Below are 21951 nucleotides of genomic sequence, written 5' to 3' on the forward strand. Positions count from 1 at the left end.
GCGTGCTGGTCGACTGGGTGCCCGCGCACTTCCCGAAGGACGACTTCGCGCTGGCCCGGTTCGACGGCGAGCCGCTGTACGAGCCGGCCGACCCGTTGCGCGCGGAGCACCCGGACTGGGGGACGCTGGAGTTCGACTACGGCCGCACCGAGGTCCGCAACTTCCTGGTCGCCAACGCCGTGTACTGGTGCGAGGAGTTCCACGTCGACGGCCTGCGGGTCGACGCCGTCGCCTCGATGCTCTACCTCGACTACTCCCGTCCGGACGGCGCGTGGACGCCGAACCGGGACGGCGGGCGGGAGAACTGGGACGCCGCCGCGTTCCTGCAGGAGATGAACGCGACCGTCTACCGGCGCTGCCCGGGCGTGCTGACGGTCGCCGAGGAGTCCACCGCCTGGGAGGGCGTCACTCGGCCCACCGACGCCGGCGGACTCGGCTTCGGCCTGAAGTGGAACATGGGCTGGATGCACGACTCGCTGGCCTACCTGGGCCGGGAGTCGGTGCACCGCAGGTACCACCACCACGAGATGACCTTCTCGATGGTGTACGCGTACTCGGAGAACTACATCCTGCCGATCTCGCACGACGAGGTGGTGCACGGCAAGCAGGCGCTGGTGTCGAAGATGCCCGGCGACTGGTGGCAGCAGCGCGCCAACCACCGCGCCTACCTCGGCTACATGTGGGCCCACCCGGGCAAGCAACTCCTTTTCATGGGGCAGGAGTTCGCGCAGGGTGCCGAGTGGGACCACGACAGCGGACCGCAGTGGTGGCTGCTGGGCGACGACTGGCCCGCCGCCGCCGAGCACCGCGGCATGCAGCGGCTGGTCGCCGACCTCAACCACGCCTACCGCGCCACCCCCGCGCTGTGGGAGCAGGACACCGACCCCAACGGCTTCCGCTGGCTGGACGCCGACGCCGCCGACGAGAACGTCCTCGCGTTCGTCCGGTTCGCGGCCGACGGCTCGCCGCTGGTGGCCGTCAGCAACTTCTCCCCGGTCGTCCGCCATGGGCAGCGGATCGGGCTGCCGCTGCCGGGCCGCTGGCGGACCGTGCTGGACACCGACGACGCCCGCTACGGCGGCAGCGGCTCCACCGCGACCCGCCGCGTCGAGGCCGAGCCCGTCCCGTGGCACGGCCGGGACCACAGCGCCGTGCTGACCCTTCCCCCGCTGGCCACCATCTGGCTGTCACCCGAGGAGCATCATGGAGCCTGAACTCGCCCGCCGCCTGGTCAAGGCGTACGACATCCGCGGCCTGGTGCCGCAGGAGCTGGACGAGGCCGCCGCGTACCGGATCGGCGCCGCCTTCACCGCGCTGACCGGGGCCGCCGAGATCGCCGTCGCCCACGACATGCGCGACTCCTCGCCCGGCCTGGCCGCCGCCTTCACCCGCGGCGTGCTGGAGCAGGGCGTGGACGTGCTGGACGCCGGCCTCGGCTCCACCGACTACCTGTACTTCGTCTCCGGTCGGCTCGGCGTGCCCGGCGCGATGTTCACCGCCAGCCACAACCCGGCCGCCTACAACGGGATCAAGCTGTGCCGGGCCGGGGCCGTGCCGATCGGCGAGGGCAGCGGCCTGGAGCGGATCCGGGCCGCCCTCGTCGACCCGGCGCCGGTCGTCGCCGACCCCGTCCCGGGGACCAGGCGCGCCGAGAGCCTGCTCGACGAGTACGCCGAGCACCTGCGCTCGCTGGTCGACCTCTCCGGGCTGCGGCCGCTGAAGGTGGTGGTGGACGCGGGCAACGGCATGGCCGGGCTGACCGTGCCGCTGGTGCTGGACCACCCGCTGCTCGACATCGTCCCGATGTACTTCGAGCTCGACGGCACCTTCCCGCACCACGAGGCCGACCCGATGAAGCCCGCCAACGTCGCGGACCTGAAGGCGCGGGTCCGGGCGGAGGGCGCCGACCTGGGCCTGGCCTTCGACGGCGACGCCGACCGCTGCTTCGCGGTCGACGAGCGCGGCGAGGCGGTGCCGGCCTCCTCGGTGATCGCGCTGGTCGCCGCCCGGCTGCTGGCCGACGAGCCCGGCGGCCGGGTGGTGCACAACCTGATCACCTCGCGGTCGGCGATCGAGGTGATCGAGGAGAGCGGCGGCGTGCCGGTCCGCTCCCGGGTCGGGCACTCCTTCGTCAAGGCGCTGATGGCCGAGCACCGGGCGGTCTTCGGCGGCGAGCACTCCGGGCACTACTACTTCCGCGACTTCTGGTTCGCCGACACCGGCATGCTGGCCGCCCTGCACATCCTGGCCGAACTGTCCGCCGCGAGGCGGCCGTTGTCCAAGCTGGTGGCCGACTTCACCCGGTACGCCACCGCGGCGGAGACCAACCTGGAGGTCGCCGATCCGGCCGCCGCGCTGGCCGAGGTGGAGCGCTCGCTCGGCGACAGCGCCGCCCTGGACCGGCTGGACGGCCTGACCGCCGCCTTCGCCGACGGCGCCTGGTTCAACCTGCGCGCCTCCAACACCGAGCCGGTGCTGCGGCTGAACGCCGAGGCCGCCGACGGCCGCCGCCTGGACGACCTGCGCGGCCGGGTGCTGCGGATCGTCGCCGGCTCCTGAGACCGGCGGTCCGGCCCCGGGGAACCCCCGCTCCGGGACCGGACCGCCCACCGACCCGCTCTCAGCGCCGGGCCGGCCCGCTCACAGCCGGGTCCGCCCGGGGCGCGGCGAGGGCGCCTCGGTCGCGCTCGGCAGCGCCCGCAGGCCGACGCTGGTCAGCGCCCGCTGGTAGGCGCTCATCGCCTCCTCCGCCCGGCCGAACCGCTGCCACAGGTCGCCGACCTGCCGCCAGACCTCCGCCGAGCCGCGGTTGGCCGCGAGCTGGCCGAGCTGCCGCTCGACCGCGCGCAGCGTGGCCGCGCCCGCCTCCGGGTCGCCGCCGAGGAACTGGGCCTCGGCGAGCAGCACCCGCGCCTTGGCGGCGTCGAACCTCGGCTCGGCCCGCAGCAGCCCGAGGGCCCGGTTGGCGTGCGCCGCCGCGTCGTCGAACTGCCGCAGCTGGATGGCCAGTTGGGCCAGGCTGGTCTCGCTCCAGGCCTGCTCGGCGGCGGTGCCGGCCTCCAGCAGCCCGAGCTGGGACTCGTCCAGCAGGGTGCGGGCCCGCTCCAGGTCGGGCGAGTCCGACTCCAGGATGAGCCGGCCGTACACGCCCTTGAGCAGGGCCAGGTGCCGGACGTTGTCGGTCTCGGCCATCATCATCAGCGCCCGCTCGGTGAGGCCGAGCGCCTCGTCCACCCGGCCGCGCGACTTGGCGACCAGCGCGGCGTTCCAGTAGACCGAGCCGCGGGCGACCCGCGAGCCGGTCTGCTCGGCGACCAGCAGCAGCCGGGCCGCGACCAGGTTGGCCTGGCCGAGGTCGCCGCGCTCGCGGTAGCAGTCGATCAGGGTGGCGCCGAGCTGGATGTGGTCGTCGGTGACGTCCAGGCCGAGCGAGTCGAGCTTGCGCATCGCCCGCTCGCCCACCTCGACGCTCATGATGTGGTCGCCGGACTCCCGGTAGCAGCGGCACAGCGCCACCGCGAGCTGTGCCCACTGCGCCGAGCCGGCCACCGTGGCCGGGTCCTCGAAGAGCGTGGTGAGCAGCTGGATCGCGGCCTCCAGCCGGCCCAGCTTCTCGAACGCCAGCGCCTGGCCGAGCCGCGCCCGGTGCACCATCGCGTCGCTGAGCAGCGGCGCCGAGGCCAGTGCCTCGCTGAAGGACTGCAGTGCCTCCCCGTTGGAGCCGTTGCGCAGCGCCATGTCGCCGAACGCCACCTTGAGTTCGAGCTCCTTGACGGTGGCGTCGTCGTGCCCGGTGCGCAGGTACTCCACCGAGCACCCGACCCGTTCGGCGAGGCTCTTCAGCACCGCCTCGGACGGTGCGCGCTTGCCGGTTTCGATCAGGGACACGTAGCTGACCGAGATGTCCTCCGAGGCGAGGTCCTGTTGGTTGAGTCCGCGCTTGAGCCGGAGCTCGCGCAGGCGCTGGCCGATTCCACCCGTCCCGCTCTGCGTCTGGTCCACGCTGTCCACCTCCGAGGTGCCATTTGACTACCCTTTTTACAGGATCGTCCCCAGGCAGCCAAGAAGTCTCCAGCGCCTTCGTTCTCGACTTTTTTCGGGTCGACCTGCCGTTGTACGGAGCCTCTGGCTTTCCTTGCGGCCGATGCATTGACAGAGCCTGTCAAGCCGGATTGACTCTCCATGTCAACTTGATGCGGCCCGCGGAGGGCCCACCTGGAAAGGCACAGCCATGTCCAAGACACTGACCGCCCGCCTCGCCGCTCTGTTCGCCGTGACCGCCCTCGCCCTGGCCTTCGGCCCGCTCGCCACCACCAGCCACGCCGGCACGGTCGAGGCGGCCCGGGTGGGCGTCGTCGTCTCCGACGACCCGGGCGCCGGCGGCTGCTGCTGACCCCACCCCGCACGGCCCCCGGAACCGGCTCGGACCAGAAGGGATCCGCCATGCGCGTCTCCATCCTGACCAGGGAGTACCCGCCCGAGGTGTACGGCGGCGCCGGCGTCCACGCCACCGAGCTCACCCGGGCGCTGCGCCGCCTCGCCGAGGTGAACGTCCACTGCTTCGGCGAACCCCGGCACGAGGAGGGCACCCGCGCCCACGCCGTGCCCGAGGCACTGCGCGGCGCCAACCCCGCGCTCGGCTTCCTGGGCGCCGGTCTCGAAGCGGCGGCCGAGTGCGCCGGCTCCGACCTGGTGCACAGCCACACCTGGTACGCCAACGGCGCCGGCCGGGTGGCCGGGCTGCTGCACGGCATCCCCCACGTCATGACCGCGCACAGCCTGGAACCGCTGCGGCCCTGGAAGGCCGAGCAGCTCGGCGGCGGCTACGCGCTCTCCTGCTGGCTGGAGCGCACCGCCGCGCTGTCCGCGGACGCCGTCATCGCGGTGTCCCGGGCGATGCGCGAGGACGTCCTCTCGGTCTACCCCGAGATCGCGCCCGACCGCGTCCACGTGATCCACAACGGCATCGACACCGATGCCTACCGCCCCGACCGCTCACCCGCGGTGCTGGAACGGTTCGGCCTCGACCCCCACCGGCCGATCGTGCTGTTCGTCGGCCGGGTCACCCGCCAGAAGGGCCTGCAGCACCTGCTCAGGGCAGCCTTCGAGCTCCGCCCGGAGGCTCAGCTGGTGCTGTGCTGCGGGCAGCCGGACACCCCCGAGATCGCCGCCGAGGTGGACACCCTGGTGGCCGATCTGGCCCGGCGGCGCAGCGGCGTGGTCCGGATCGACGGAATGCTCGACCCGCTGAGCGTGCGCCAACTGCTCAGCCACGCGGCGGTGTTCGTGTGCCCCTCGCTGTACGAGCCGATGGGCATCGTCAACCTGGAGGCGATGGCCTGCGAGACCGCCGTGGTGGCCACCGCGGTCGGCGGCATCCCCGAGGTGGTCGAGGACGGGCGCACCGGGCTGCTGGTGCCGTACGAGCGGCGGGACGACGCCACCGGCGAGCCGGCCGACCCGGCAGCCCTGGCCCAGGGGCTCGCCGCGGCCGTCAACGCGCTGCTGGAGTCCCCCGGCCAGGCCGAGAAGTTCGGCCTGGCCGGGCGGGAGCGGGCGGTCCGGGAGTTCTCCTGGAACCGGGTCGCCGAGCGCACCCTCGACGTCTACGGCGCGGTGCTGGCCGGGCGCTGACCGGGCGAGCCGGTACTCGGACTGCCGGTGCTCAACTCGCCGGTGCTCGGCCCGCCGGTGCTCGGCCCGCCGGGGTGAGCACCGGCTCCGCCGCGACCCGCGGCCCGGCCCGCAGCACCAGCAGCGCGGGCCCGGCCAGCACGGTGGCGGCGACCGCGACCACCAGCAGCGCCGCGTACAGCCGCCCGCCGATCAGGCCGGCCTGCTGGCCGGCGGTGAGCAGGACGATCTCGGTCAGGCCCTTGGTGTTCATCAGGACGCCGAGCCGCAGGCTGTCCCGCCAGGGCAGCCCGCCGCGTCGCCCGACGGCCGCGCAGGGCAGGATCTTGGCCGCCGTCGAGACGGCGAGCACCGTCCCGACCAGGGCGAGGAAGCCGGGGTCGGCCAGGTCGGCGCCGAGGTCGACCTGCTGGCCGGCGCCGAGGAAGAAGCAGGGCAGCAGCACGGCGGAGAGAGTGCCGAGGCCGGTGGCGGCGGTGGCCGGCAGCTCGCCGTGCGGGCCCCGGACGGACGGCCACAGCAGTCCGAGCACCAGGCCGCCGAACAGCGTGTGCAGGCCGAGCGCGGAGGAGAGGGCCGCGGCCAGGCAGACCGCGCCGAGCAGCAGCGCGGCCCCCGAGCGGCCGCCGGTCGTGACGCGGCCCGTGCTCCGGTCCGGGTCGCCACCGGTGCGGGCGCGGCGGCGGGCGAGCAGTCCGGCGCCGGCGACGCCGGCCAGTGCGAGCGCCAGGTGTCCGGCCGACAGGGTGCCGGCCAGCCAGAGGGCGAGGGCCAGCAGCGTCCAGCAGGCGCCGTCGCCGACGGCCGCGGCGGCCAGGCTGAGCCGGCCCTCGGGTGTGCCGTCCATTCCCCGGTCGTGCAGGATCCGGGCCAGCACGGGCACGGCGGTGACGCCGAGCGCGGCGGCCAGGAAGACCGCAAAGGAGCCGGGCGAGCCGTGCGGCCCGAGCCCGCCGGAGCGGATCAGCCAGGGCGCCAGCGCGAGGCCGACCAGGCCCGGCACCGCCACCGACACCGCGGCCAGCGGCAGCGGCGAGCGGTGCCCGGCGGCCCGGCGGGTCCGGGCCTCCGCCGCGAGCTGCGCGCCGATCTCGAACGCGTAGAGGGAGACGGCGAGTTGGGCGAGTCCGCCGAGGACGGTCAGCGGCGCGCCGGTGAACAGCTGTCGGTGCAGGTCGGGCAGGACGCGTCCGAGCAGGGTCGGCCCGAGCGCGATCCCGATCGCGATCTCGCCGATCACCGCCGGCTGGCCGAACCGCCGGGCGAGCCGGGCGGCGCCGAGGCTGAGGGCCAGCACGGCGGCGAGGGCGAGGAGGAGCCGGGTGGTGGGATCCAAGGACATCTGAGCCCCCGATATTTACTTAAGGATTGACAGCCTGAAATCTAGGTCGTCACATCAGAGGCTGTCGATGGACCGTCACAACCCGGGTCGTACTGTGGAAAGTCCGTGCAGGGGTCGTCGGGAAGGCGCGACCTGGACGATCGCCGACTGCGCTCAGCAGAACGTCGCGCGCCGGGACGCGCGCCCCTCGCGCTCCCGGCGGACGTAGTGCGTCAGGGTGTCGTGGTTGCCGAGCCAGCGCAGCGCGAGCGGGCAGCGGGCCACGGGGCGCCAGTGGGCGGCGAGTTCGGCGAAGAAGGCGTCGTCGGCGCAGAGGCCGCCGGGGCGGTCGCCGAGGTAGAGCAGGTGGTCGCCGCGGTAGGCGCGCAGCGCCTCCAGCGCCATCGGGTCGCGGTGCGGGGGCCAGATCAGGGCGAGCGCGCGCTCCGGATGGGCGGCGGCGTCCTCGGCGGCGCGGCCGGGGCGGACGTCGGTCCAGCGGAACCGATCGGTCCAGCCGTTGAGCTCGGTGCGGGCCTCGGCGTCGGTGGCCAGCACGTCCACGCCGTGCGCGCGCAGCCGGGCGGCCCAGTAGCCGCTGCCGGCGCCGACCTCCAGCAGGCCGCGCCCGCCGAGCCGTTCGGCGATCCAGTCGAGCGCGGTGCGGGTGACGGGCGCCCAGCTGTAGATCCGGGACAGCTCCTGCCGGCGCGGCAACGGCGGCCCGGCGTCGGCCGGGAGGTGGTCGAACACCTCGACGACGACGGTGCCGCCCGCCCCCTCCCGGCGCAGCGCCGGGTACCACAGCAGCGGCACCATCTGCGGGTTGTGGACGGCGAATTCGACGTCCGGTGCGGGCAGCAGCTCGCCGAGCTGCCGGAACGGCCGGCCCCAGCCGGGGTGGTGGAGCTCCCCGCGCTCGGCCCAGAGCCGGATCAGCCGCTCGGCGGTCCGCGCGACCAGCTCCGCCGCCGGGTCGTCGGCCGCTGCCCGCACCATGCGCGTCAGAGCGACATGTGGTCGGTGACGGACAGCGCCATGTGGTCCGGCACCGCGATGCCGCCGACGGGCTGGACGACGGCGTGCGCCTCGACGGCCACGCCGCTCGGGGCGACGTCCCACTCCAGGCCGGTGGCGCCGACGACGGCGGCGGCGGCCAGCGCGGTGGTGGCGGCGGCGATCAGGGCGGTTTGACGCTTGCTCAGTTCCATGGCGGTACCCCCGGGTTGAGTGTCGATGGTGATCGCCATGCTAGGCGGCCGTCCACCCGCGATCAATCCATTTCTTGAACGAACCGTTCAACACGACCCATTGACGCCGACTGGTTCACCGGCCCATGCTGTCCCCATGACCGACACCCCCGCGCAGCCCGCCGACCCGTTCGCCCTGCCCGATCCGGAGGCCGCCCGGGCGCAGCGCGTCTACGCCTCGCTGTTCCGGATCGCCGAACGCCACGCCGCCACCGACGCGCAGCGCCGCCGCCAGACCAACCCGGCGATGCCCGCCCCGCACGAGGCGGTCCGGCTGGTGGCCTTCCTGCTCAGCGGCGCCGCCCTGCCCGAGGAGGGCGAACCCGAGGTGGACCGCGCCGACCTGACGGCCGCCCTCACCCTGCTCCCCCTGGTCCGCGCCGAACTCGACGAACTCGAAGCCGGCCTGCTCACCATGGCCCGCGGCCGCGGCATGACCTGGCAGGAGATCGCCTTCGGCCTCGGCCTCGGCACCCCCCAGGCCGCCCGCCAGCGCCACGAACGCCTGAGCGACCGCACCACCCCCGCCGACCAGTCCTGACGGCGGGGGCGTCGCGGCACACCGGTCAGCCGGTGTAGGTGATGTCCCAGTGCTTGCCCCGCTCCTGGTTGTGCTTCTCCAGGACGTACTCGGCGGAGGCGGTGGTCCACCGCGGGTCCTTGTTCTTGCCCCGGGTACCGTCCCGGTGGAAGTGGTCCGCGATGAACGTCGACACGCAGGAGTCGGGGCTGACATCGAGCTTGTAGCCGTTGCCGTGGGTCCGCCCCTTCCCCGTCCCGTGCGGGTGGACCTCGGCGGCGCCGGTGATCAGCACCGCGCAGCGGCTGCGCTTCTTGAGGTCGACGGCGAGGTCGAGGGTCGCGGCGAGGATGCCGTCGAAGCTGGTGCAGCCCTCGCCGTACTTGTCCGAGCAGTGCTTGCTGGAGGTCCACTCCACGCCGGCGGCCCGCAGTCGGGCGGTGGCCTCGGCGTGCGTCAGCCGCGCCTGGGCGGCGTCGGCGGTGGCGCCCGTGCCGACCACCGGGCCGACGAGGGCCGCGAGGGCGAGGGCCGCCCCGGCGGCACGGGTGGCGAGGGTACGGATGTCGATGCGACGCATTGTCACTCCTTCGTGTTCGCCCCTGAGTTCGGACATGCGGCAGCAGGCCAGCCAGGGAGCGGGGGGATTCGCCGGGAGTGCCTCACCGGCTGCACCACAGCTTTGCGCGGCCGGACGCCGGACTTCTACGCTGTGCGGTCCGTCGGCCCATACCGGAATATCCACGCCGTATACATGGGCCGTGACCTGGGAGTATGCACAGGCCGAGGCGAAGGGGTAGCACACGAATGCCGCACAGCCGACCCGGTGGGCCTGCCGAGGAACCCGATCCACCGCACCCACCGGCGCGCCCGGAACTGGCCCGCCTGCTGCGCCAGTGGCGCCGGGACGCCGGCGACTGGTCGCAGTCCGCCGTCGCCCGGAAGGCCGGCCTCGCGCAGGGCACGCTCTCCCGCTACGAGACCGGTGCCCAACTGGCCCCGCACCGGGTCGTCCGGCTGCTGGCCCACCACTACCGGCGTCCGGAGAGCGAGCTGGCCCGCGCGCTCGCGCTCTGCACCCGGGCCGAGGAAGAGGGGCGCGGCCCGGACACCGTCGACCCCGAGCCGAGCGAGACCGAGCAGGAGGAGCACCGGGCGCACCCGCGGTCCCGCCGCCGGCTCGGGGCCGTGGCCGCCGTGCTCGCCGCCGTGTCGATCGGCGGCGGCCTCGTCCTCGCTCTGCGGGACGGAACCACGGCCGGCCCCGGCTCGCCCGCCGCCCTGCCGCCCGCCCCGGCGAGCGCCGCGCCGACCGCCTCCTGCCTCGCCGAGAGCTGCGTCCACGTCGAACCGACGACCACCGTCTGCCAGGACGGCGCCGTCACCACCGACGAGGGACGGGAGTTCGGCGTGCTGGTCGAGCTCCGCTACAGCGAGGCCTGCCGTGCCGTCTGGGCCAGGATGGACGGCGGCTCGCCCGGTGACCGCATCCAGGTCTTCGGCACCGAGGGCGACCCGCCCGAGCAGGAGGAGTACCGCCAGCAGAGCGGGCACACCGCGCACACCAAGATGGTGCGGGCCGGCGCGTCGCCCGGTGCCCGGGCCTGCGCGATGATCGACGCCCGGGGCGCCTTCTGCGCCACACCGATCCCCGCCTCCGCCCGACCGGGCGGCTGACGGGTCGCCGGAAACGCCCGAAGGCCCCCACCCGGCAGGGGTGGGGGCCTTCGGCTACCGATTGCTGTACTCCGCCCGGCAGCAGGGCCGGCTGAGCACCACGGAGGACGTGGTCCGGCGACGTTGCCGGGCGGAGGGCCTCCGACTCATAACCCGACGGATCGGGTCTGTCCGCTTACTTGCTGGAGGCGAGTTCCTTCTTCGGCTCGGCCGCGGCGGCGGGCTTCGGCGGGGCGGTCGCCTCCTGGAAGGCGTCGAACGGCTTCTCCATCTCCGAGAGGCCGACGGTCTCGCGCTTGAGGAACATCGCCAGCGTCCAGTCGGTGAAGACCCGGATCTTGCGGTTCATGGTGGGGACCATCGCGCCGTGGTACAGGCGGTGGAAGTACCAGGCGAGGCGGCCCTTGAGCTTGACCTTGCCGAACAGGATCGCCACGCCCTTGTGCAGGCCGAGGCCGGCCACCGCGCCGAGGTTCTTGTGCTTGTACTCGGCCTGCGGGAAGCCGCGCATGCCGGCCACCACGTTGTCGCCGAGGACGGCGGCCTGACGGACGGCGTGCTGCGCGTTCGGCGGGCACCAGGCGCCCTCACCGGCGGCCAGGTCGGGGACCTGGGCGTTGTCGCCGGCCGCCCACACGTAGTCGAAGCCCTGGACCTGCAGGGTCGGCTTGGTGTCGACGTGGCCGCGCGGGCCGAGCGGCAGACCGAAGCGGTTGACGACCGGGTTCGGCTTCACGCCGGCGGTCCACACGATGGTCGAGGCGTCGAACTCCATGCCGTTCTTCAGCACCACGTGCTGGTCGACGCAGGAGTCCATCGAGGTCTCGATGTAGACCTCGATGTTGCGCTCCTCCAGGCGGCCCTTGGTCCACAGACCCAGGTCCGGGCCCATCTCGGGGAGGATGCGGTTGGCCGCCTCCACCACGATGAAGCGCATGTCGTCGCGGCTGACGGTCTTGTAGATCTTGGCGGCGTCGCGCGCCATGTCCTCGATCTCGGCGACCGTCTCGATGCCGGCGAAGCCGCCGCCGATGACGACGAAGGTCAGCGCCTTGCGGCGGACGTCCTCGTCGGTGGTGGACTCGGCCTTGTCCAGCTGCGCCATGACGTGGTTGCGGAGGCTGATCGCCTCTTCCACCGTCTTCATGCCGATGCCGTGCTCCGCCAGACCCGGGATCGGGAAGGTGCGGGAGACCGAGCCGGTCGCGACGACCAGGTACTCGAAGGGCAGTTCGTAGGAGTCGCCCGCCGCGGGCTGGATGGTGGCGACCTTGCGGGCGTGGTCCACCTCGGTCACGTGACCGGTGAGCACCTCCGCCTTCTTCAGGGCGCTGCGCAGCGGCGCGACGAGGTTGCGGGGGGCGACGTTGCCGCCGGCCGCCTCCGGGAGGAAGGGCAGGTACGTCATGTACGACCGCGGGTCGACGACCGTGACGGTCGCTTCGCCGTAGCGCATCTTCTTGAGGATGCGCATCGCGGCATACAGGCCGACGTAACCACCGCCGACAATGAGGATGCGAGGACGCTCCGTGGTGCTCATATCCGAAAGTATCCACCCCCGCCTGATGGGCCGTTCGTGAGGCCCATCACAAGCTCCTGGACACCGGCTGCTACACTGCGCGCCCGCACTTCCGCGCCCGGCCCTTCCCCCGCCCGCCACGGGCGGCCCGCCGTGATCGTCGGGGCACCCGGTGCCGCGCTGAGCAGCAACGATCCTTGCGGCACACGGGTTCCCGAGTGAGCATTCGATTTCTTCGGCATGAACGGCGCGTTGCCTGCGATCCCATGAACGAGTCGCCCCGGGCGCCTTCGGTCCCACATATCGGACGGACCGGACACCGCGCTGGGCCGAAAGGCCCGTTCGCCATGTGAAGAAATTCACGAAGCTTCTTGCCCCGACACGCCGGGAGGCCCCGGGAGGGCTTCCCGGGGCGCCCGGATCAGGCGATCGACCAGGCGATGCCGTCCAGGATGTCGTGCTCGGAGACCAGCAGCTCGGCGGCCCCGGTGCGCTCCATGATCTCCAGCAGCACCAGCGCGCCAGCCGCGATCACGTCGACCCGGCCGGGGTGCATCACGGGGACGGCGGCCCGCTCGGCGTGCGAGGAGTGCAGCAGCCACTGGGCGGTGTCCCGGACCTGCTGGACGGTCAGCACCGCGTGGTGGATCCGCTCGGAGTCGTAGCCGGGCAGTTCCAGCGCGATCCCGGCGACCGTGGTGACCGTCCCGGCCAGGCCGACCAGGGTGGCGCCCTCGGTCAGCGGGACGCTCGCCGCCACGGTGTCCAGCGCGGCCCGGATGTCGGCCCGGGCGGCGGCGATCTGCTCCTCGGTGGGCCGGCCGCCCGCGAAGTGACGCTCGGTCATCCGCACGCAGCCGATGTCCATCGAGTGCGCGGCCCGCACGTCCTGCTCGCCGAGCACGAACTCGGTGGAGCCGCCGCCCAGGTCGAACACCAGGTACGGCGGGCGGTGCGGGCCGCCGAGCAGCTCGCGGGTGGCGCCGGTGAAGGACAGCCGGGCCTCCTCGTCGCCGCTCACCACGCTCGGGGTGACGCCCAGGATCTCCTTGACGCCGGCGGTGAACTCGGCGGCGTTCTCGGCGTCCCGGGAGGCCGAGGTGGCGACCATCCGGATCCGCTCCGGGCCGACCCCGTAGGCGGCGATGACCTCCGCGTACTCGCGGCAGGCCGCGAAGGTGCGGGCCAGTGCCTCGGGGTGCAGCCGGCCGGTCCGGTCGACGCCCTGGCCGAGCCGGACGATCAGCATCCGGCGGTCGAGGTCGGTGATCTCCCCGGTCTCCGGATCCAGGTCGGCGATCAGCAGGCGGATCGAGTTGGTGCCGCAGTCGATCGCGGCGACCCGGGTGGTGCTCACGACTCGTCACCCTCCACTGCGTCCTCGGCGGCCTCGGCGTCCCCGGCGGCCTTGCGGGCGGCGGCGCGCTCGGCGGTCAGCGCCTCCTTGGCGGCGATCGTCGCGGCGTGGTCCTCGGCCTTGGCGCGGTTGCGGGCGACCCGCTCACCGGCGGCCTCGACCTCGGCCGGGCTGACGCACGGGCCCTTGGCCCACCAGTCCTCCAGCATGCCGATCGCCTCGTCGCCGAGCGGGTTGACGCCCTCGCCGGCCGCCAGCGAGTGGCCGACCAGCACGTGCAGGCACTTGACCCGGTCGGGCATGCCGCCGGCGCTGGGGAAGCCCTCCAGCACCTCGATGGCGTCCCGGCGGGCGATGTAGTCCTCGTGCGCGGCCCGGTAGGCGGCGGCCAGCTCCGGGTCCTCGGCGAGCCGGGCGGTCTGCTCCTTCATCACGCCGTCCGCCTCCAGGGTGCCGATCAGCGAGGCGGCCTTGGGGCAGGTCAGGTAGTAGAGCGTCGGGAACGGCGTGCCGTCGGGCAGCCGGGGCGCGGTCTCCACCACGTCCGGGTTGCCGCACGGGCAGCGGTGCGCGACGGAGCGCAGGCCGCGCGGGACCCGGCCGAGCTGGGCGGCGATCGCGGCGACGTCTTGGTCGGAGACAGGAGGGTTCTGGTGGCTCATCAGCAGTCTGTTCGTCAGGTGGGGGGCGGGTGTCAGGGTGCCGCGGGCGGGGCGGCGAGTGCGGTGTCGGCGGCGTCCACCGAGTCCCAGAAGGCGGAGTACCAGGGGCGGGCGGCCTTGGGCCGGCCGGCGCCGTCCGAGGAGGACTGCTTGTCGCCCGGCGCGGGCGGCGGGGCCACCGACACGAACGGGGTCTCGCCCGGCAGCGCGTAGTGCAGCCGCTCCCGGGCCTGGGCCTTGACGTACTCCGGGTCCTGCCAGCGGGCCTTGGCCCGGCGCAGTTCGTCGACCTGCTGGCGGGCGTGTTCGGCCTTGGCCCGCTGATCGGCGATCTCCGCGCGCTGCGCGATGTACTGCCGGGTCGGGTAGGCGAGTATCGCCACCAGCGAGCACAGGACGAGCACCAGCACGGTGGCCCGGCTGGTGAAGCGCGGGCGCGCCGCCAGTCCGGGGATCCTCCACTTGGCCATCTGGTCGCCCCTCCTGCGCATGCCGGTGCCCCGGCCCACCCTACGCGGTGGAGGCCGGGGCACCGGTCACAACAGGCTCAGCGGCTGGATCAGCCCTTGCTGTGCTTACTTGTCCGCGGAGCGGAAGCGCGGGAACGCGCCGCGGCCCGCGTACTCGGCGGCGTCGTCGAGGATCTCCTCGATGCGCAGCAGCTGGTTGTACTTGGCGACGCGCTCGGAGCGGGCCGGGGCTCCGGTCTTGATCTGGCCGCAGTTGGTGGCGACGGCGAGGTCGGCGATGGTGACGTCCTCGGTCTCGCCGGAGCGGTGCGACATCATGCAGCGGTAGCCGTTGCGCTGGGCCAGCTCGACGGCGTCCAGGGTCTCGGTGAGCGAGCCGATCTGGTTGACCTTCACCAGCAGCGCGTTGGCGGTGCCGGTCTCGATGCCCTTGCGCAGGCGCTCCGGGTTGGTGACGAACAGGTCGTCGCCGACCAGCTGGACCTTGTCGCCGAGCTTGTCGGTGATGGCCTTCCAGCCGTCCCAGTCGGACTCGTCCAGCGGGTCCTCGATGGAGACCAGCGGGTAGGCGGCGACCAGCTCGGCGTAGTACTCGACCAGCTCGGCGGCCGACAGCGGCTTGCCCTCGAACTGGTAGGCGCCGTCCTTGTAGAACTCGGAGGCGGCGACGTCCAGGGCGAGCGCGACGTCCTTGCCCGGGGTGTAGCCGGCCTTCTTGATGGCCTCGGTGATGAGGTCCAGGGCCTCGCGGTTGGAGTCCAGGTTCGGGGCGAAGCCGCCCTCGTCGCCCAGGCCGGTGGACAGCCCGCGCTCCTTCAGCACGCCCTTGAGGGTGTGGTAGACCTCGACGCCCCAGCGGACGGCCTCGGAGAAGGACTCCGCGCCGATCGGGGCGATCATGAACTCCTGGATGTCGACGTTGGAGTCCGCGTGCGAGCCGCCGTTGAGGATGTTCATCATCGGGACGGGCAGCACGTGGGCGTTCGGGCCGCCCAGGTAGCGGAACAGCGGCAGGTCGCTGGCCTCGGAGGCGGCGTGCGCGACGGCCAGCGAGACGCCGAGGATGGCGTTGGCGCCGAGCGAGGACTTGTCCGGGGTGGCGTCCAGGTCGAGCATGGCCTGGTCGATCAGGCGCTGCTCGGTGGCGTCGTAGCCGACCAGCTCCGGGCCGATCTGCTCGATGACGGCCAGCACGGCCTTCTCGACGCCCTTGCCGAAGTAGCGGTTCTTGTCGCCGTCGCGGAGCTCCAGCGCCTCGAAGGCGCCGGTGGAGGCGCCCGAGGGGACAGCCGCACGACCGGTGCTGCCGTCGTCGAGACCGACCTCGACCTCGACCGTGGGGTTGCCGCGGGAGTCGAGGATCTCACGGGCTACGACGACATCAATGGACGGCACGAGGCATCTCCTAGCGGAAGCGGATGTGTGGTCGTTACGCCCAGAGCCTAGCCGCAGACATCCCCGCGGCCACGCCCGGCCGGGCTCCGTCTCACCGTGTGGCCCGGCTACTCACTGGTAGTTCACCTGTTTGCCCGCCGCCGGATCGCTCCGGACGGCGCGAACTGTGCTGCGCGCGCCCGGAGCGGACGGATCATCGGTCGGGCCGGCGCCGGACCGGCCGCGGGGGTCAGAGCGAGAGCACCTGGCCGGGGACGATCAGGTCGGGGTTGCCGCCGATCACGTTGCGGTTCGCCTGGAACAGCTTCTCCCAGCCGCCGGACAGGTGCTGCCGGTCGGCGATCTGGGACAGCGTGTCGCCCTGCCGCACCGTGTAGGTGCCGCCGAGGGCCTGCGAGGTGGTGGCCGGCTTCGGCGACTTGTAGCTCTGCTGCGGCTGCTGCGCCTTGGGAGCCTGCTGCTGCGCCTTCGGCTGGGCCTTCGGCGTCTTGGTGGCCTTGGTCGACTGCTGCTGCGGCGCGGTGGAGCGCTGCTCCGAGCGGGAGGCGGTGTCCTGGGAGCCGCTGCCGCCGCCCTTGGTCAGGCCGGCCTTGACCGAGCAGACCGGCCAGGCGCCGGGGCCCTGGGAGGCGAGCACCTTCTCGGCCACCGAGATCTGCTGGGCGCGGCTGGCCTGGTCGGCGCGGGAGGCGTACTGGGCGCCGCCGTAGGCACGCCAGGTGGAGGAGGAGAACTGCAGGCCGCCGTAGTACCCGTTGCCGGTGTTGATGGACCAGTTGCCGCCGCTCTCGCACTGGGCGACCTTGTCCCAGGTGGAGGCGGGCGCGGCCGCCGCGCCGGTGGCGGACAGCAGCGGCAGGGCCAGGCCCACGGAGGCCACGCCGGCTGCGGCGACGGCCTTCTCGGCCTTGGTGCTACGACGATGGCGGCCGGAACCGGTGAACAGCATGGGACTTCCTCTCCGCACGCCTGCGAGGTGAGCTGTCGGGTTCGGACCGGGAGGCTGGCCCGGCCGCCGGGGAGTCGGGACGCGACTGCTGCGTCCGCTCCCGGGCGGCTTCACCCCGAGCCGTCAAAACTGCGACGGCGTTCACACCTTGGGTCCCCCGCTCCTGTCCGAATTCCTGGTCGGTGTCCCGAGGACGCGGCGGACAGGACTCGGCGTGCCGCGATCGGGGCCCACAGCTGCGGGCAAATCGGAGAGTAAGCAGACCTGATGAGCAATCACAAGCTCATATATCCACCATCACGCCGAAATTACGGACCTTCACTTCTCGTGCACAAACCGTCCACGTATGTCCGTATTGCCCGGGGCGGGGGCGCACCGCGCGCCCCTGGCAGGGGAGTTGGCGGTCACGGACCGGAGCTGGGCGGCGGCGGTCGAAACCGGGTCAGCGGGGCGTGAAGGAGACCGGGAGTTCGCGCAGCCCGCGCATGATCAGGCCGCCGCGCCAACGGAGTTCGGCCGGGTCGGCGGCGAGCTGGAGATCCGGCAGCCGTGTCAGCAGTGTGCCGATCGCGCGCTGCCCTTCGAGCCGGGCCAGCGGCGCGCCGATGCAGTAGTGGATGCCGTGTCCGAAACCCAGGTGCGGATTGTCCGCGCGGGCCAGGTCGAGGGTGTTCTCCGCCGCGAACCGGGCCGGGTCGCGGTCGGCGGCGGCCAGCACCACCAGCACCGGGTCGCCCACCGGGATGTCCACCCCGCCGATGCTCAACGGCCGGGTGGCGAACCGCCAGGTGGCCAGCTCCACCGGGCCGTCGTAGCGCAGCAGTTCCTCGATGCCGGTCTCCAGCAGGCCGGACTCGCCGCGCTCCAACGAGCCCTGGAGCAGGGCGCGTTGGCCGGGGTTGCGGAAGAGGGCGAACAGTCCGTTTCCGACCAGGTTGATGGTGGTCTCGAAGCCGGCGAAGAGCAGGATGAAGGCCATCGCCGCGGCCTCGTTCTCGCTGAGGTGCTCGCCGTGGTCACTGGCCCGGATCAGGCCGGAGATCAAGTCGTCGCCCAGGTCGGCCCGTTTGCGGTGGATCAGGTCGGCCAGGTAGGCGCGGATCTGCTTGACGGCCCGGCCCACTCCCCCGCGCTTGCCGCCGGTGTGGCGGATCATCATGCCCGCCCAGTCGCGGAGTTCGTCCTGGTCCTCGGCGGGGACGCCCAGCAGGTCGCAGATCGCGTAGATCGGCAGCGGGAAGGCGAACTCGTGGATCAGGTCGGCCTCGCCGCGCCCCGCGAAGGAGTCGATCAGGCGGTCGGTGAGCTGCTGCACCCGCGGCTCGAACTCGGCGACCCGGCGCGGGGTGAAGGCCTTCGACACCAGGCGGCGCAGCCGGGTGTGGTCCGGCGGGTCGATGTTCAGCAGGTGCGTCATCAGGTCGGCCTGGCGCTCGCCCGGGATGCCCACCCGGCCGGTGCGGTGGGCCTGTTCGCTGTGGTGCGCGGGGTTCTTGGAGAGCCGGGAGTCGGCGAGCGCCTGCCGGGCGTCCGCGTACCGGGTGACCAGCCAGGCCTCCACCCCGCTGGGCAGCGTGGTGCGGTGCACCGGGGAGTGCTCGCGCAGCCAGGCGTACGCGGGGTACGGGTCGGCGGCGAAGTCCCAGGTGAAGAGTTGCGGGTGGGCGTCGTGGGGCTGATCTGGCATGTCTTGACCGTATCTGGAACCGCCGTCGCGTGAATCCGGTCACCTGGCGGGTAATCCCTGTTGCGGAGCGTCGGGGCGAGCCTACGATCCTCCAGAACCACGGTGGGCGGCGTGCGGACCGCCCTCGGTTCCGCTCGGAAGGGGAGCAGGCCATGCGAGTAGCCGGTGCAGTGGTGGTCATCGCGGTGCTCGACGGGGGCGAGGGGGCCGATCTGGCCCGCCGGCTCTCCGCCGCCGGGGCGGCGGGCCTGCTGATCGCCGATCTCCGGCCCGGGGTCGCCGAGGACCTGGCCGCCGAACTCGACCGTCCGGGCTGCCCGGTGGTCGGGGTCTCGGGGGACGTGCACCACCCGGCGGACATCGCCGCGCTGGTGGACACCGCCGTCAAGCACCTCGGCCCGATCGACCTGTTCGCCGTCGCGGGCCCGGACGGCGAGCGGATCGTGCAGCTCGCCGATCTGCCCCGGCACCTGGACCCGCTGGCCGAGCTGCTGGCGCTGATCGGCGAGGCGATCGGCGAGGTCGTCCCGGCGCAGCGCCGCCCGGTGTCGGACGTGCCGCTGGCCGGCTGACGGCGGTCAGTCCGTCTCGGGCAGGCCCTCCGCGGCGCGGACCGCGCGGCGGTAGCGGCGGGCCGCCGCGCGCAGCGCCGCGTCCACGTCCACGCCCCGGTCGTGGGCGCGCTGGGCGATCGCCAGCAGCAGCTCGCCGGCCGAGTCGGCGGTGAGTTCGGCGGGCAGTTCGTACGGGGCGTCGGGGACGGCGGTGAACCCCGCGCGGCGGACCCGGGAGACCAGCTTGGCCGCGTAGGCGAGCGCGGGCAGACCGGCCGGGACGCCGTCCAGGACGGAGTCGCGCTGCTTCTCGGCGGCCTTCAGCTGCTCCCAGTTGGCCTCGGTCTCGGCGGAGTCGCGGACGTCCACGTCGCCGAAGACGTGCGGGTGGCGGTACATCAGCTTCTCGACGATGTCGCCGGCCACGTCGTCGATGGAGAACGGGTCCTCGGGGTGCTCCTCGGCGATCCGGGAGTGGAAGAACACCTGGAGCAGCACGTCGCCGAGTTCCTCGCGCAGGGTCGGGCGGTCGTCCTCCTCGATCGCCTCGACGAGTTCGAAGGCCTCCTCGACCAGGTACTTCACCAGGCTCCGGTGGGTCTGCTCGGCGTCCCAGGGGCAGCCGCCGGGCGAGCGGAGGCGGTCCATCACGGTGACCAGGTCGAGCAGGCGGGCGCCGGGCAGGTCGTAGGAGCCGGGCAGCAGCTCGATCTCCGGGTGCTCGCCGGCCTCCTCCACCGCGATCCGGGCCAGCGCGTCGGTCAGCCCGGGGTCGCCGTCCGGGCTCTCCAGCCACACGGCGGGGGCCTCGGCGAGCAGCAGGCGGGCCAGCGCCGGGGCGGAGCCGCGCTCGACCGTGCGGGGCCGGACGCCGGCGGCGCGCAGAGCGGGCAGCTGCGGGTGGTCGGCGTCGCCGACCAGCACGGCGGGGGCCGAGCGCAGGGCCTCCCAGGCGGGCCAGCTGAGCAGGCCGGGGGCGACGCGGTGGGTGGTGGTGAGCAGGATCAGCTTCGGAGTGTCCACGCCACCGAACCTACAACGGCCGACGGGCGCTTCTCCCGGCCCTCAGGCCGCGGGCTGCAGCATCAGCTGGCGGGTGACGGCCAGCAGGTCGGCGGGGGTGAGCTCGGCGAGCAGCGACCCGGCGTGCTCGATCAGCGCGGCGGCGGCGCCGGTGAGCGCGGCGTCGTCGAGGGGGCGGCCGGGGAGCGCGAGGCTGTCGATCAGCAGGGTCTGCGCGACGGTGTACAGGTTGGCGCTGGCGGCCTCCCGGACGGTCAGCGACAGGTGGGTGGAGGGTGCGCCGTCCTCGGCGCGGGCGCGGTGGGCGAAGCCGCGCGGCACGTACAGCACCTCGCCGGGCCGCAGCACGGTCTCCAGCAGCACCTCGCCGGGGTCGCCGTCCTCCCGGTCGGGGGCCCAGTTGCCGTCGGCGGGGCCGCCGTGCACCCACCAGCGCTTGGCGCCGGAGATCTGCAGCACCAGCACGTCCGCGTCGTCGCGGTGCACGGGGCGGCCCTGGGTGCCGGGCGGGGTGTGGAACCAGAACGCCTCGACCTGCCGGCCGAGCTCGGCGGCCAGGCCGCGGGCCAGGGTGCGGACGCCTTCGTGCCACTGGTCGACGTAGCGCAGCAGCAGCGTCGCCCGCTCGTCGCGGATCAGCGCCCGCACGGCGGCGCCGTCGGCGTAGCCGCCGACGACCTCGCCGAGCACCACCCGGGGCGGGCAGAACCGCTCGGCGGGCAGGTGGGCGTCGCGCTGCACCAGGCCCAGGTAGGGGACCTTCAGCAGGCCGTGGTCGAGCAGCCGGTCGAGTTCGGCGGCGGGCAGCACGTCCACCGGCGGGCGCTCGGGGCGCAGCACGGCGGGGGTGGTGCGCCACAGCCGGGTGCGGAACTGCTCCTCGTCCGCGACGAAGCGGCTCAGCCAGGTCTCGGTCATGGTCGGGTCTCCTCGGGGCTCGGGCGGGCGGGCTCAGGCGGTGGGGCGGCTGCTGTGGGCGGCGTGGCGGGCGGCGGAGACCAGTTCGGCGGGGTCGGCGGCGGTGATCCGGCCGCGCAGGTGGTCCAGCAGCCGGGCGGCGGCGGCGAGCAGTTCGTCCTCGTCGCGGGGGCGGGCGGGCAGTTCGAGGCCGTCGGCGAGCAGGGCGCGCAGCTGGTTGCGCAGGTGGACGGCGCAGGCCTCGCGCAGCGCGATGGTGAGGTGCAGCGAGGGGCCGTCCTCGGTGGCGCGGGCGGTGTGGGCGTAGCCGTTGGGGACGTACAGCACCTCGCCGGCGCGGACCACGGTGTCCAGCAGGACCGGGCCGGGGTTGTCCTCGCGGACCGGCTGCCAGTTCGGGTCGGTGGGGCCGGCGTAGACCTGCCAGTGCTTGTCGCCGCTGAGCTGGAGGACCAGGATGTCGCCCTCGTCGCGGTGGACGGGGCCGTGCCGGCCGGGCTGCGAGTAGAAGAGGAACGCCTCGGCGAGCCGGCCGAGGCTCTCGGACAGGCCGGTGGTGAGGGCGCGCACGCCGGGGTGCCAGTGGTTGAGGTAGCGCAGTTGCAGGGTGGCGTTGCGGTCGCGGATCAGCGCCCGCACCCGCTCGGGGTCGAGGCAGCCCTCCAGGGTGTGGCCGGCGATCACCCGCGGCGGGCAGTACTCGGCCTCCGGCACGGTGCCATCGAGGGTGAACAGGCCGCCGTACGGGTTGCGCAGCGTGCCCTCGTCGATGATGTCGAACAGCGCCTGCACGGTGAGCACTTCGGTGGGCGGGTCGGCGGGGCGGAGCACCACGGGGCCCTGGCGCCAGTGCTCGCGCAGGAAGGTCTCGGGGTCGTCGACGCAGCGTGCCAGCCAGTCCATGGCGGTGGTTCCTCTCCGCTTTCCGGTCGGGTGCAGGGGAGTTGGGGGGGTGGGCGCGGGGCACCGCACCGGCATGGACAACCTCTGGCCCATGACGGCGTCCTGCCAGATC

21 protein-coding genes, 1 pseudogene and 1 riboswitch are annotated in these 21951 nt (G+C 73.4%); of the genes and pseudogenes, 7 read left to right on the forward strand and 15 right to left on the reverse strand.

Annotated features, from left to right (window positions below; all coding sequences use genetic code 11):
- Both glgB and ACWEMJ_RS29495 read left to right on the forward strand, forming a co-directional pair.
- A partial coding sequence (glgB, locus tag ACWEMJ_RS29490) for a 1,4-alpha-glucan branching enzyme (RefSeq protein ID WP_452140168.1) occupies positions 1 to 1214 on the forward strand: 1214 nt, incomplete at its 5' end.
- Positions 1204 to 2559, forward strand: coding sequence for a phosphomannomutase/phosphoglucomutase (locus ACWEMJ_RS29495; protein WP_452140169.1), 1356 nt, complete (start codon positions 1204 to 1206; stop codon positions 2557 to 2559). The genes glgB and ACWEMJ_RS29495, both read left to right, overlap by 11 nt.
- Positions 2560 to 2640: 81 nt before the next feature.
- Here the strand turns inward: ACWEMJ_RS29495 and ACWEMJ_RS29500 are convergent, their stop codons facing one another.
- Complete coding sequence (locus ACWEMJ_RS29500; RefSeq protein WP_452140170.1) at positions 2641 to 4002, reverse strand: helix-turn-helix domain-containing protein; 1362 nt, start codon at positions 4000 to 4002, stop codon at positions 2641 to 2643.
- A gap of 229 nt (positions 4003 to 4231) precedes the next feature.
- On the opposite strand from ACWEMJ_RS29500, the gene ACWEMJ_RS29505 reads away from it, so the two are divergent.
- Together ACWEMJ_RS29505 and glgA are read left to right on the forward strand one after the other, a co-directional pair.
- Positions 4232 to 4393 carry a hypothetical protein gene (locus ACWEMJ_RS29505; protein WP_452140171.1) on the forward strand — a complete coding sequence of 54 codons (162 nt, stop codon included), beginning with the start codon at positions 4232 to 4234 and terminating at the stop codon, positions 4391 to 4393.
- A gap of 50 nt (positions 4394 to 4443) precedes the next feature.
- Positions 4444 to 5634, forward strand: coding sequence for a glycogen synthase (gene glgA / locus ACWEMJ_RS29510; protein ID WP_452140172.1), 1191 nt, complete (start codon positions 4444 to 4446; stop codon positions 5632 to 5634).
- A 31-nt stretch (positions 5635 to 5665) separates the two neighbouring features.
- Here the strand turns inward: glgA and ACWEMJ_RS29515 are convergent, their stop codons facing one another.
- From ACWEMJ_RS29515 to ACWEMJ_RS29525, 3 genes are all read right to left on the reverse strand, one after another.
- Positions 5666 to 6976, reverse strand: coding sequence for a cation:proton antiporter (locus ACWEMJ_RS29515; RefSeq protein WP_452140173.1), 1311 nt, complete (start codon positions 6974 to 6976; stop codon positions 5666 to 5668).
- A gap of 153 nt (positions 6977 to 7129) precedes the next feature.
- Entirely contained in the window at positions 7130 to 7954 is an 825-nt protein-coding gene (locus ACWEMJ_RS29520) for a hypothetical protein (protein WP_452140174.1), read from the reverse strand.
- Positions 7955 to 7959: 5 nt separating this feature from the next.
- Positions 7960 to 8166: a hypothetical protein gene (locus ACWEMJ_RS29525; protein ID WP_452140175.1), complete on the reverse strand. Its 207-nt coding sequence runs from the start codon at positions 8164 to 8166 to the stop codon at positions 7960 to 7962.
- Between the two features lie 136 nt (positions 8167 to 8302).
- On the opposite strand from ACWEMJ_RS29525, the gene ACWEMJ_RS29530 reads away from it, so the two are divergent.
- Positions 8303 to 8746, forward strand: coding sequence for a DNA-binding protein (locus ACWEMJ_RS29530; RefSeq protein ID WP_452140176.1), 444 nt, complete (start codon positions 8303 to 8305; stop codon positions 8744 to 8746).
- A 25-nt stretch (positions 8747 to 8771) separates the two neighbouring features.
- Here the strand turns inward: ACWEMJ_RS29530 and ACWEMJ_RS29535 are convergent, their stop codons facing one another.
- Entirely contained in the window at positions 8772 to 9305 is a 534-nt protein-coding gene (locus ACWEMJ_RS29535) for a hypothetical protein (protein WP_452140177.1), read from the reverse strand.
- Positions 9306 to 9532: 227 nt separating this feature from the next.
- Here ACWEMJ_RS29535 and ACWEMJ_RS29540 point away from each other — a divergent pair, with 227 nt between their 5' ends.
- Positions 9533 to 10402 carry a DUF2690 domain-containing protein gene (locus tag ACWEMJ_RS29540; protein WP_452140178.1) on the forward strand — a complete coding sequence of 290 codons (870 nt, stop codon included), beginning with the start codon at positions 9533 to 9535 and terminating at the stop codon, positions 10400 to 10402.
- A gap of 175 nt (positions 10403 to 10577) precedes the next feature.
- Here ACWEMJ_RS29540 and ACWEMJ_RS29545 read toward each other — a convergent pair whose 3' ends face one another.
- The 7 genes and pseudogenes from ACWEMJ_RS29545 to ACWEMJ_RS29575 form a co-directional block, all read right to left on the reverse strand.
- Positions 10578 to 11942 (reverse strand): NAD(P)/FAD-dependent oxidoreductase, encoded by a 1365-nt coding sequence (locus tag ACWEMJ_RS29545; protein WP_452140179.1) that lies wholly within the window; start codon positions 11940 to 11942, stop codon positions 10578 to 10580.
- A gap of 400 nt (positions 11943 to 12342) precedes the next feature.
- The gene (locus tag ACWEMJ_RS29550; RefSeq protein WP_452140180.1) at positions 12343 to 13278 is read right to left on the reverse strand and encodes a Ppx/GppA phosphatase family protein; all 936 of its coding nucleotides are present in this window, start codon (positions 13276 to 13278) and stop codon (positions 12343 to 12345) included.
- A 149-nt stretch (positions 13279 to 13427) separates the two neighbouring features.
- A pseudogene (locus ACWEMJ_RS29555) lies at positions 13428 to 13940 on the reverse strand (DUF501 domain-containing protein); the annotation flags it as partial.
- Positions 13941 to 13972: 32 nt separating this feature from the next.
- Entirely contained in the window at positions 13973 to 14410 is a 438-nt protein-coding gene (locus ACWEMJ_RS29560; protein WP_452140181.1) for an FtsB family cell division protein, read from the reverse strand.
- Between the two features lie 105 nt (positions 14411 to 14515).
- Positions 14516 to 15805 (reverse strand): phosphopyruvate hydratase, encoded by a 1290-nt coding sequence (eno, locus tag ACWEMJ_RS29565; RefSeq protein WP_452140182.1) that lies wholly within the window; start codon positions 15803 to 15805, stop codon positions 14516 to 14518.
- Between the two features lie 229 nt (positions 15806 to 16034).
- A complete protein-coding gene (locus tag ACWEMJ_RS29570) occupies positions 16035 to 16754 on the reverse strand; it encodes a transglycosylase family protein (protein ID WP_452140183.1) in 720 nt (239 codons plus the stop codon).
- 3 nt (positions 16755 to 16757) lie between these two features.
- Positions 16758 to 16945: riboswitch (cyclic di-AMP (ydaO/yuaA leader) on the reverse strand.
- Positions 16946 to 17196: 251 nt separating this feature from the next.
- Positions 17197 to 18441 (reverse strand): cytochrome P450 family protein, encoded by a 1245-nt coding sequence (locus ACWEMJ_RS29575; protein WP_452140184.1) that lies wholly within the window; start codon positions 18439 to 18441, stop codon positions 17197 to 17199.
- Between the two features lie 152 nt (positions 18442 to 18593).
- Here ACWEMJ_RS29575 and ACWEMJ_RS29580 point away from each other — a divergent pair, with 152 nt between their 5' ends.
- A complete protein-coding gene (locus tag ACWEMJ_RS29580; RefSeq protein WP_452140185.1) occupies positions 18594 to 19013 on the forward strand; it encodes an SDR family NAD(P)-dependent oxidoreductase in 420 nt (139 codons plus the stop codon).
- A gap of 6 nt (positions 19014 to 19019) precedes the next feature.
- On the opposite strand, the gene ACWEMJ_RS29585 is transcribed toward ACWEMJ_RS29580, so the two are convergent.
- Genes ACWEMJ_RS29585 through ACWEMJ_RS29595 form a run of 3 tightly spaced genes read right to left on the reverse strand, consistent with a single transcriptional unit; the run spans position 19020 to position 21839 of the window.
- A complete protein-coding gene (locus ACWEMJ_RS29585; RefSeq protein ID WP_452140186.1) occupies positions 19020 to 20018 on the reverse strand; it encodes a MazG family protein in 999 nt (332 codons plus the stop codon).
- Between the two features lie 42 nt (positions 20019 to 20060).
- Positions 20061 to 20936, reverse strand: a complete 876-nt coding sequence (locus tag ACWEMJ_RS29590) for a JmjC domain-containing protein (RefSeq protein ID WP_452140187.1) — start codon at positions 20934 to 20936, stop codon at positions 20061 to 20063.
- A 33-nt stretch (positions 20937 to 20969) separates the two neighbouring features.
- The gene (locus tag ACWEMJ_RS29595; protein WP_452140188.1) at positions 20970 to 21839 is read right to left on the reverse strand and encodes a JmjC domain-containing protein; all 870 of its coding nucleotides are present in this window, start codon (positions 21837 to 21839) and stop codon (positions 20970 to 20972) included.
- Positions 21840 to 21951: the final 112 nt, after the last annotated feature.

Source organism: Kitasatospora sp. NPDC004531 (assembly GCF_053602195.1).

What these genes read in the sequence shown, in the direction of transcription:
- ACWEMJ_RS29495 (WP_452140169.1), top strand. Translation starts at nt 1,204, where the DNA reads ATGGAGCCTGAACTCGCCCGCCGCCTGGTCAAGGCGTACGACATCCGC.
- ACWEMJ_RS29505 (WP_452140171.1), top strand. Translation starts at nt 4,232, where the DNA reads ATGTCCAAGACACTGACCGCCCGCCTCGCCGCTCTGTTCGCCGTGACC.
- glgA (WP_452140172.1), top strand. Translation starts at nt 4,444, where the DNA reads ATGCGCGTCTCCATCCTGACCAGGGAGTACCCGCCCGAGGTGTACGGC.
- ACWEMJ_RS29515 (WP_452140173.1), bottom strand. Translation starts at nt 6,976, where the DNA reads ATGTCCTTGGATCCCACCACCCGGCTCCTCCTCGCCCTCGCCGCCGTG.
- ACWEMJ_RS29520 (WP_452140174.1), bottom strand. Translation starts at nt 7,954, where the DNA reads ATGGTGCGGGCAGCGGCCGACGACCCGGCGGCGGAGCTGGTCGCGCGG.
- ACWEMJ_RS29525 (WP_452140175.1), bottom strand. Translation starts at nt 8,166, where the DNA reads ATGGAACTGAGCAAGCGTCAAACCGCCCTGATCGCCGCCGCCACCACC.
- ACWEMJ_RS29530 (WP_452140176.1), top strand. Translation starts at nt 8,303, where the DNA reads ATGACCGACACCCCCGCGCAGCCCGCCGACCCGTTCGCCCTGCCCGAT.
- ACWEMJ_RS29535 (WP_452140177.1), bottom strand. Translation starts at nt 9,305, where the DNA reads ATGCGTCGCATCGACATCCGTACCCTCGCCACCCGTGCCGCCGGGGCG.
- ACWEMJ_RS29540 (WP_452140178.1), top strand. Translation starts at nt 9,533, where the DNA reads ATGCCGCACAGCCGACCCGGTGGGCCTGCCGAGGAACCCGATCCACCG.
- ACWEMJ_RS29545 (WP_452140179.1), bottom strand. Translation starts at nt 11,942, where the DNA reads ATGAGCACCACGGAGCGTCCTCGCATCCTCATTGTCGGCGGTGGTTAC.
- ACWEMJ_RS29560 (WP_452140181.1), bottom strand. Translation starts at nt 14,410, where the DNA reads ATGGCCAAGTGGAGGATCCCCGGACTGGCGGCGCGCCCGCGCTTCACC.
- ACWEMJ_RS29570 (WP_452140183.1), bottom strand. Translation starts at nt 16,754, where the DNA reads ATGCTGTTCACCGGTTCCGGCCGCCATCGTCGTAGCACCAAGGCCGAG.
- ACWEMJ_RS29575 (WP_452140184.1), bottom strand. Translation starts at nt 18,441, where the DNA reads ATGCCAGATCAGCCCCACGACGCCCACCCGCAACTCTTCACCTGGGAC.
- ACWEMJ_RS29580 (WP_452140185.1), top strand. Translation starts at nt 18,594, where the DNA reads ATGCGAGTAGCCGGTGCAGTGGTGGTCATCGCGGTGCTCGACGGGGGC.
- ACWEMJ_RS29590 (WP_452140187.1), bottom strand. Translation starts at nt 20,936, where the DNA reads ATGACCGAGACCTGGCTGAGCCGCTTCGTCGCGGACGAGGAGCAGTTC.
- ACWEMJ_RS29595 (WP_452140188.1), bottom strand. Translation starts at nt 21,839, where the DNA reads ATGGACTGGCTGGCACGCTGCGTCGACGACCCCGAGACCTTCCTGCGC.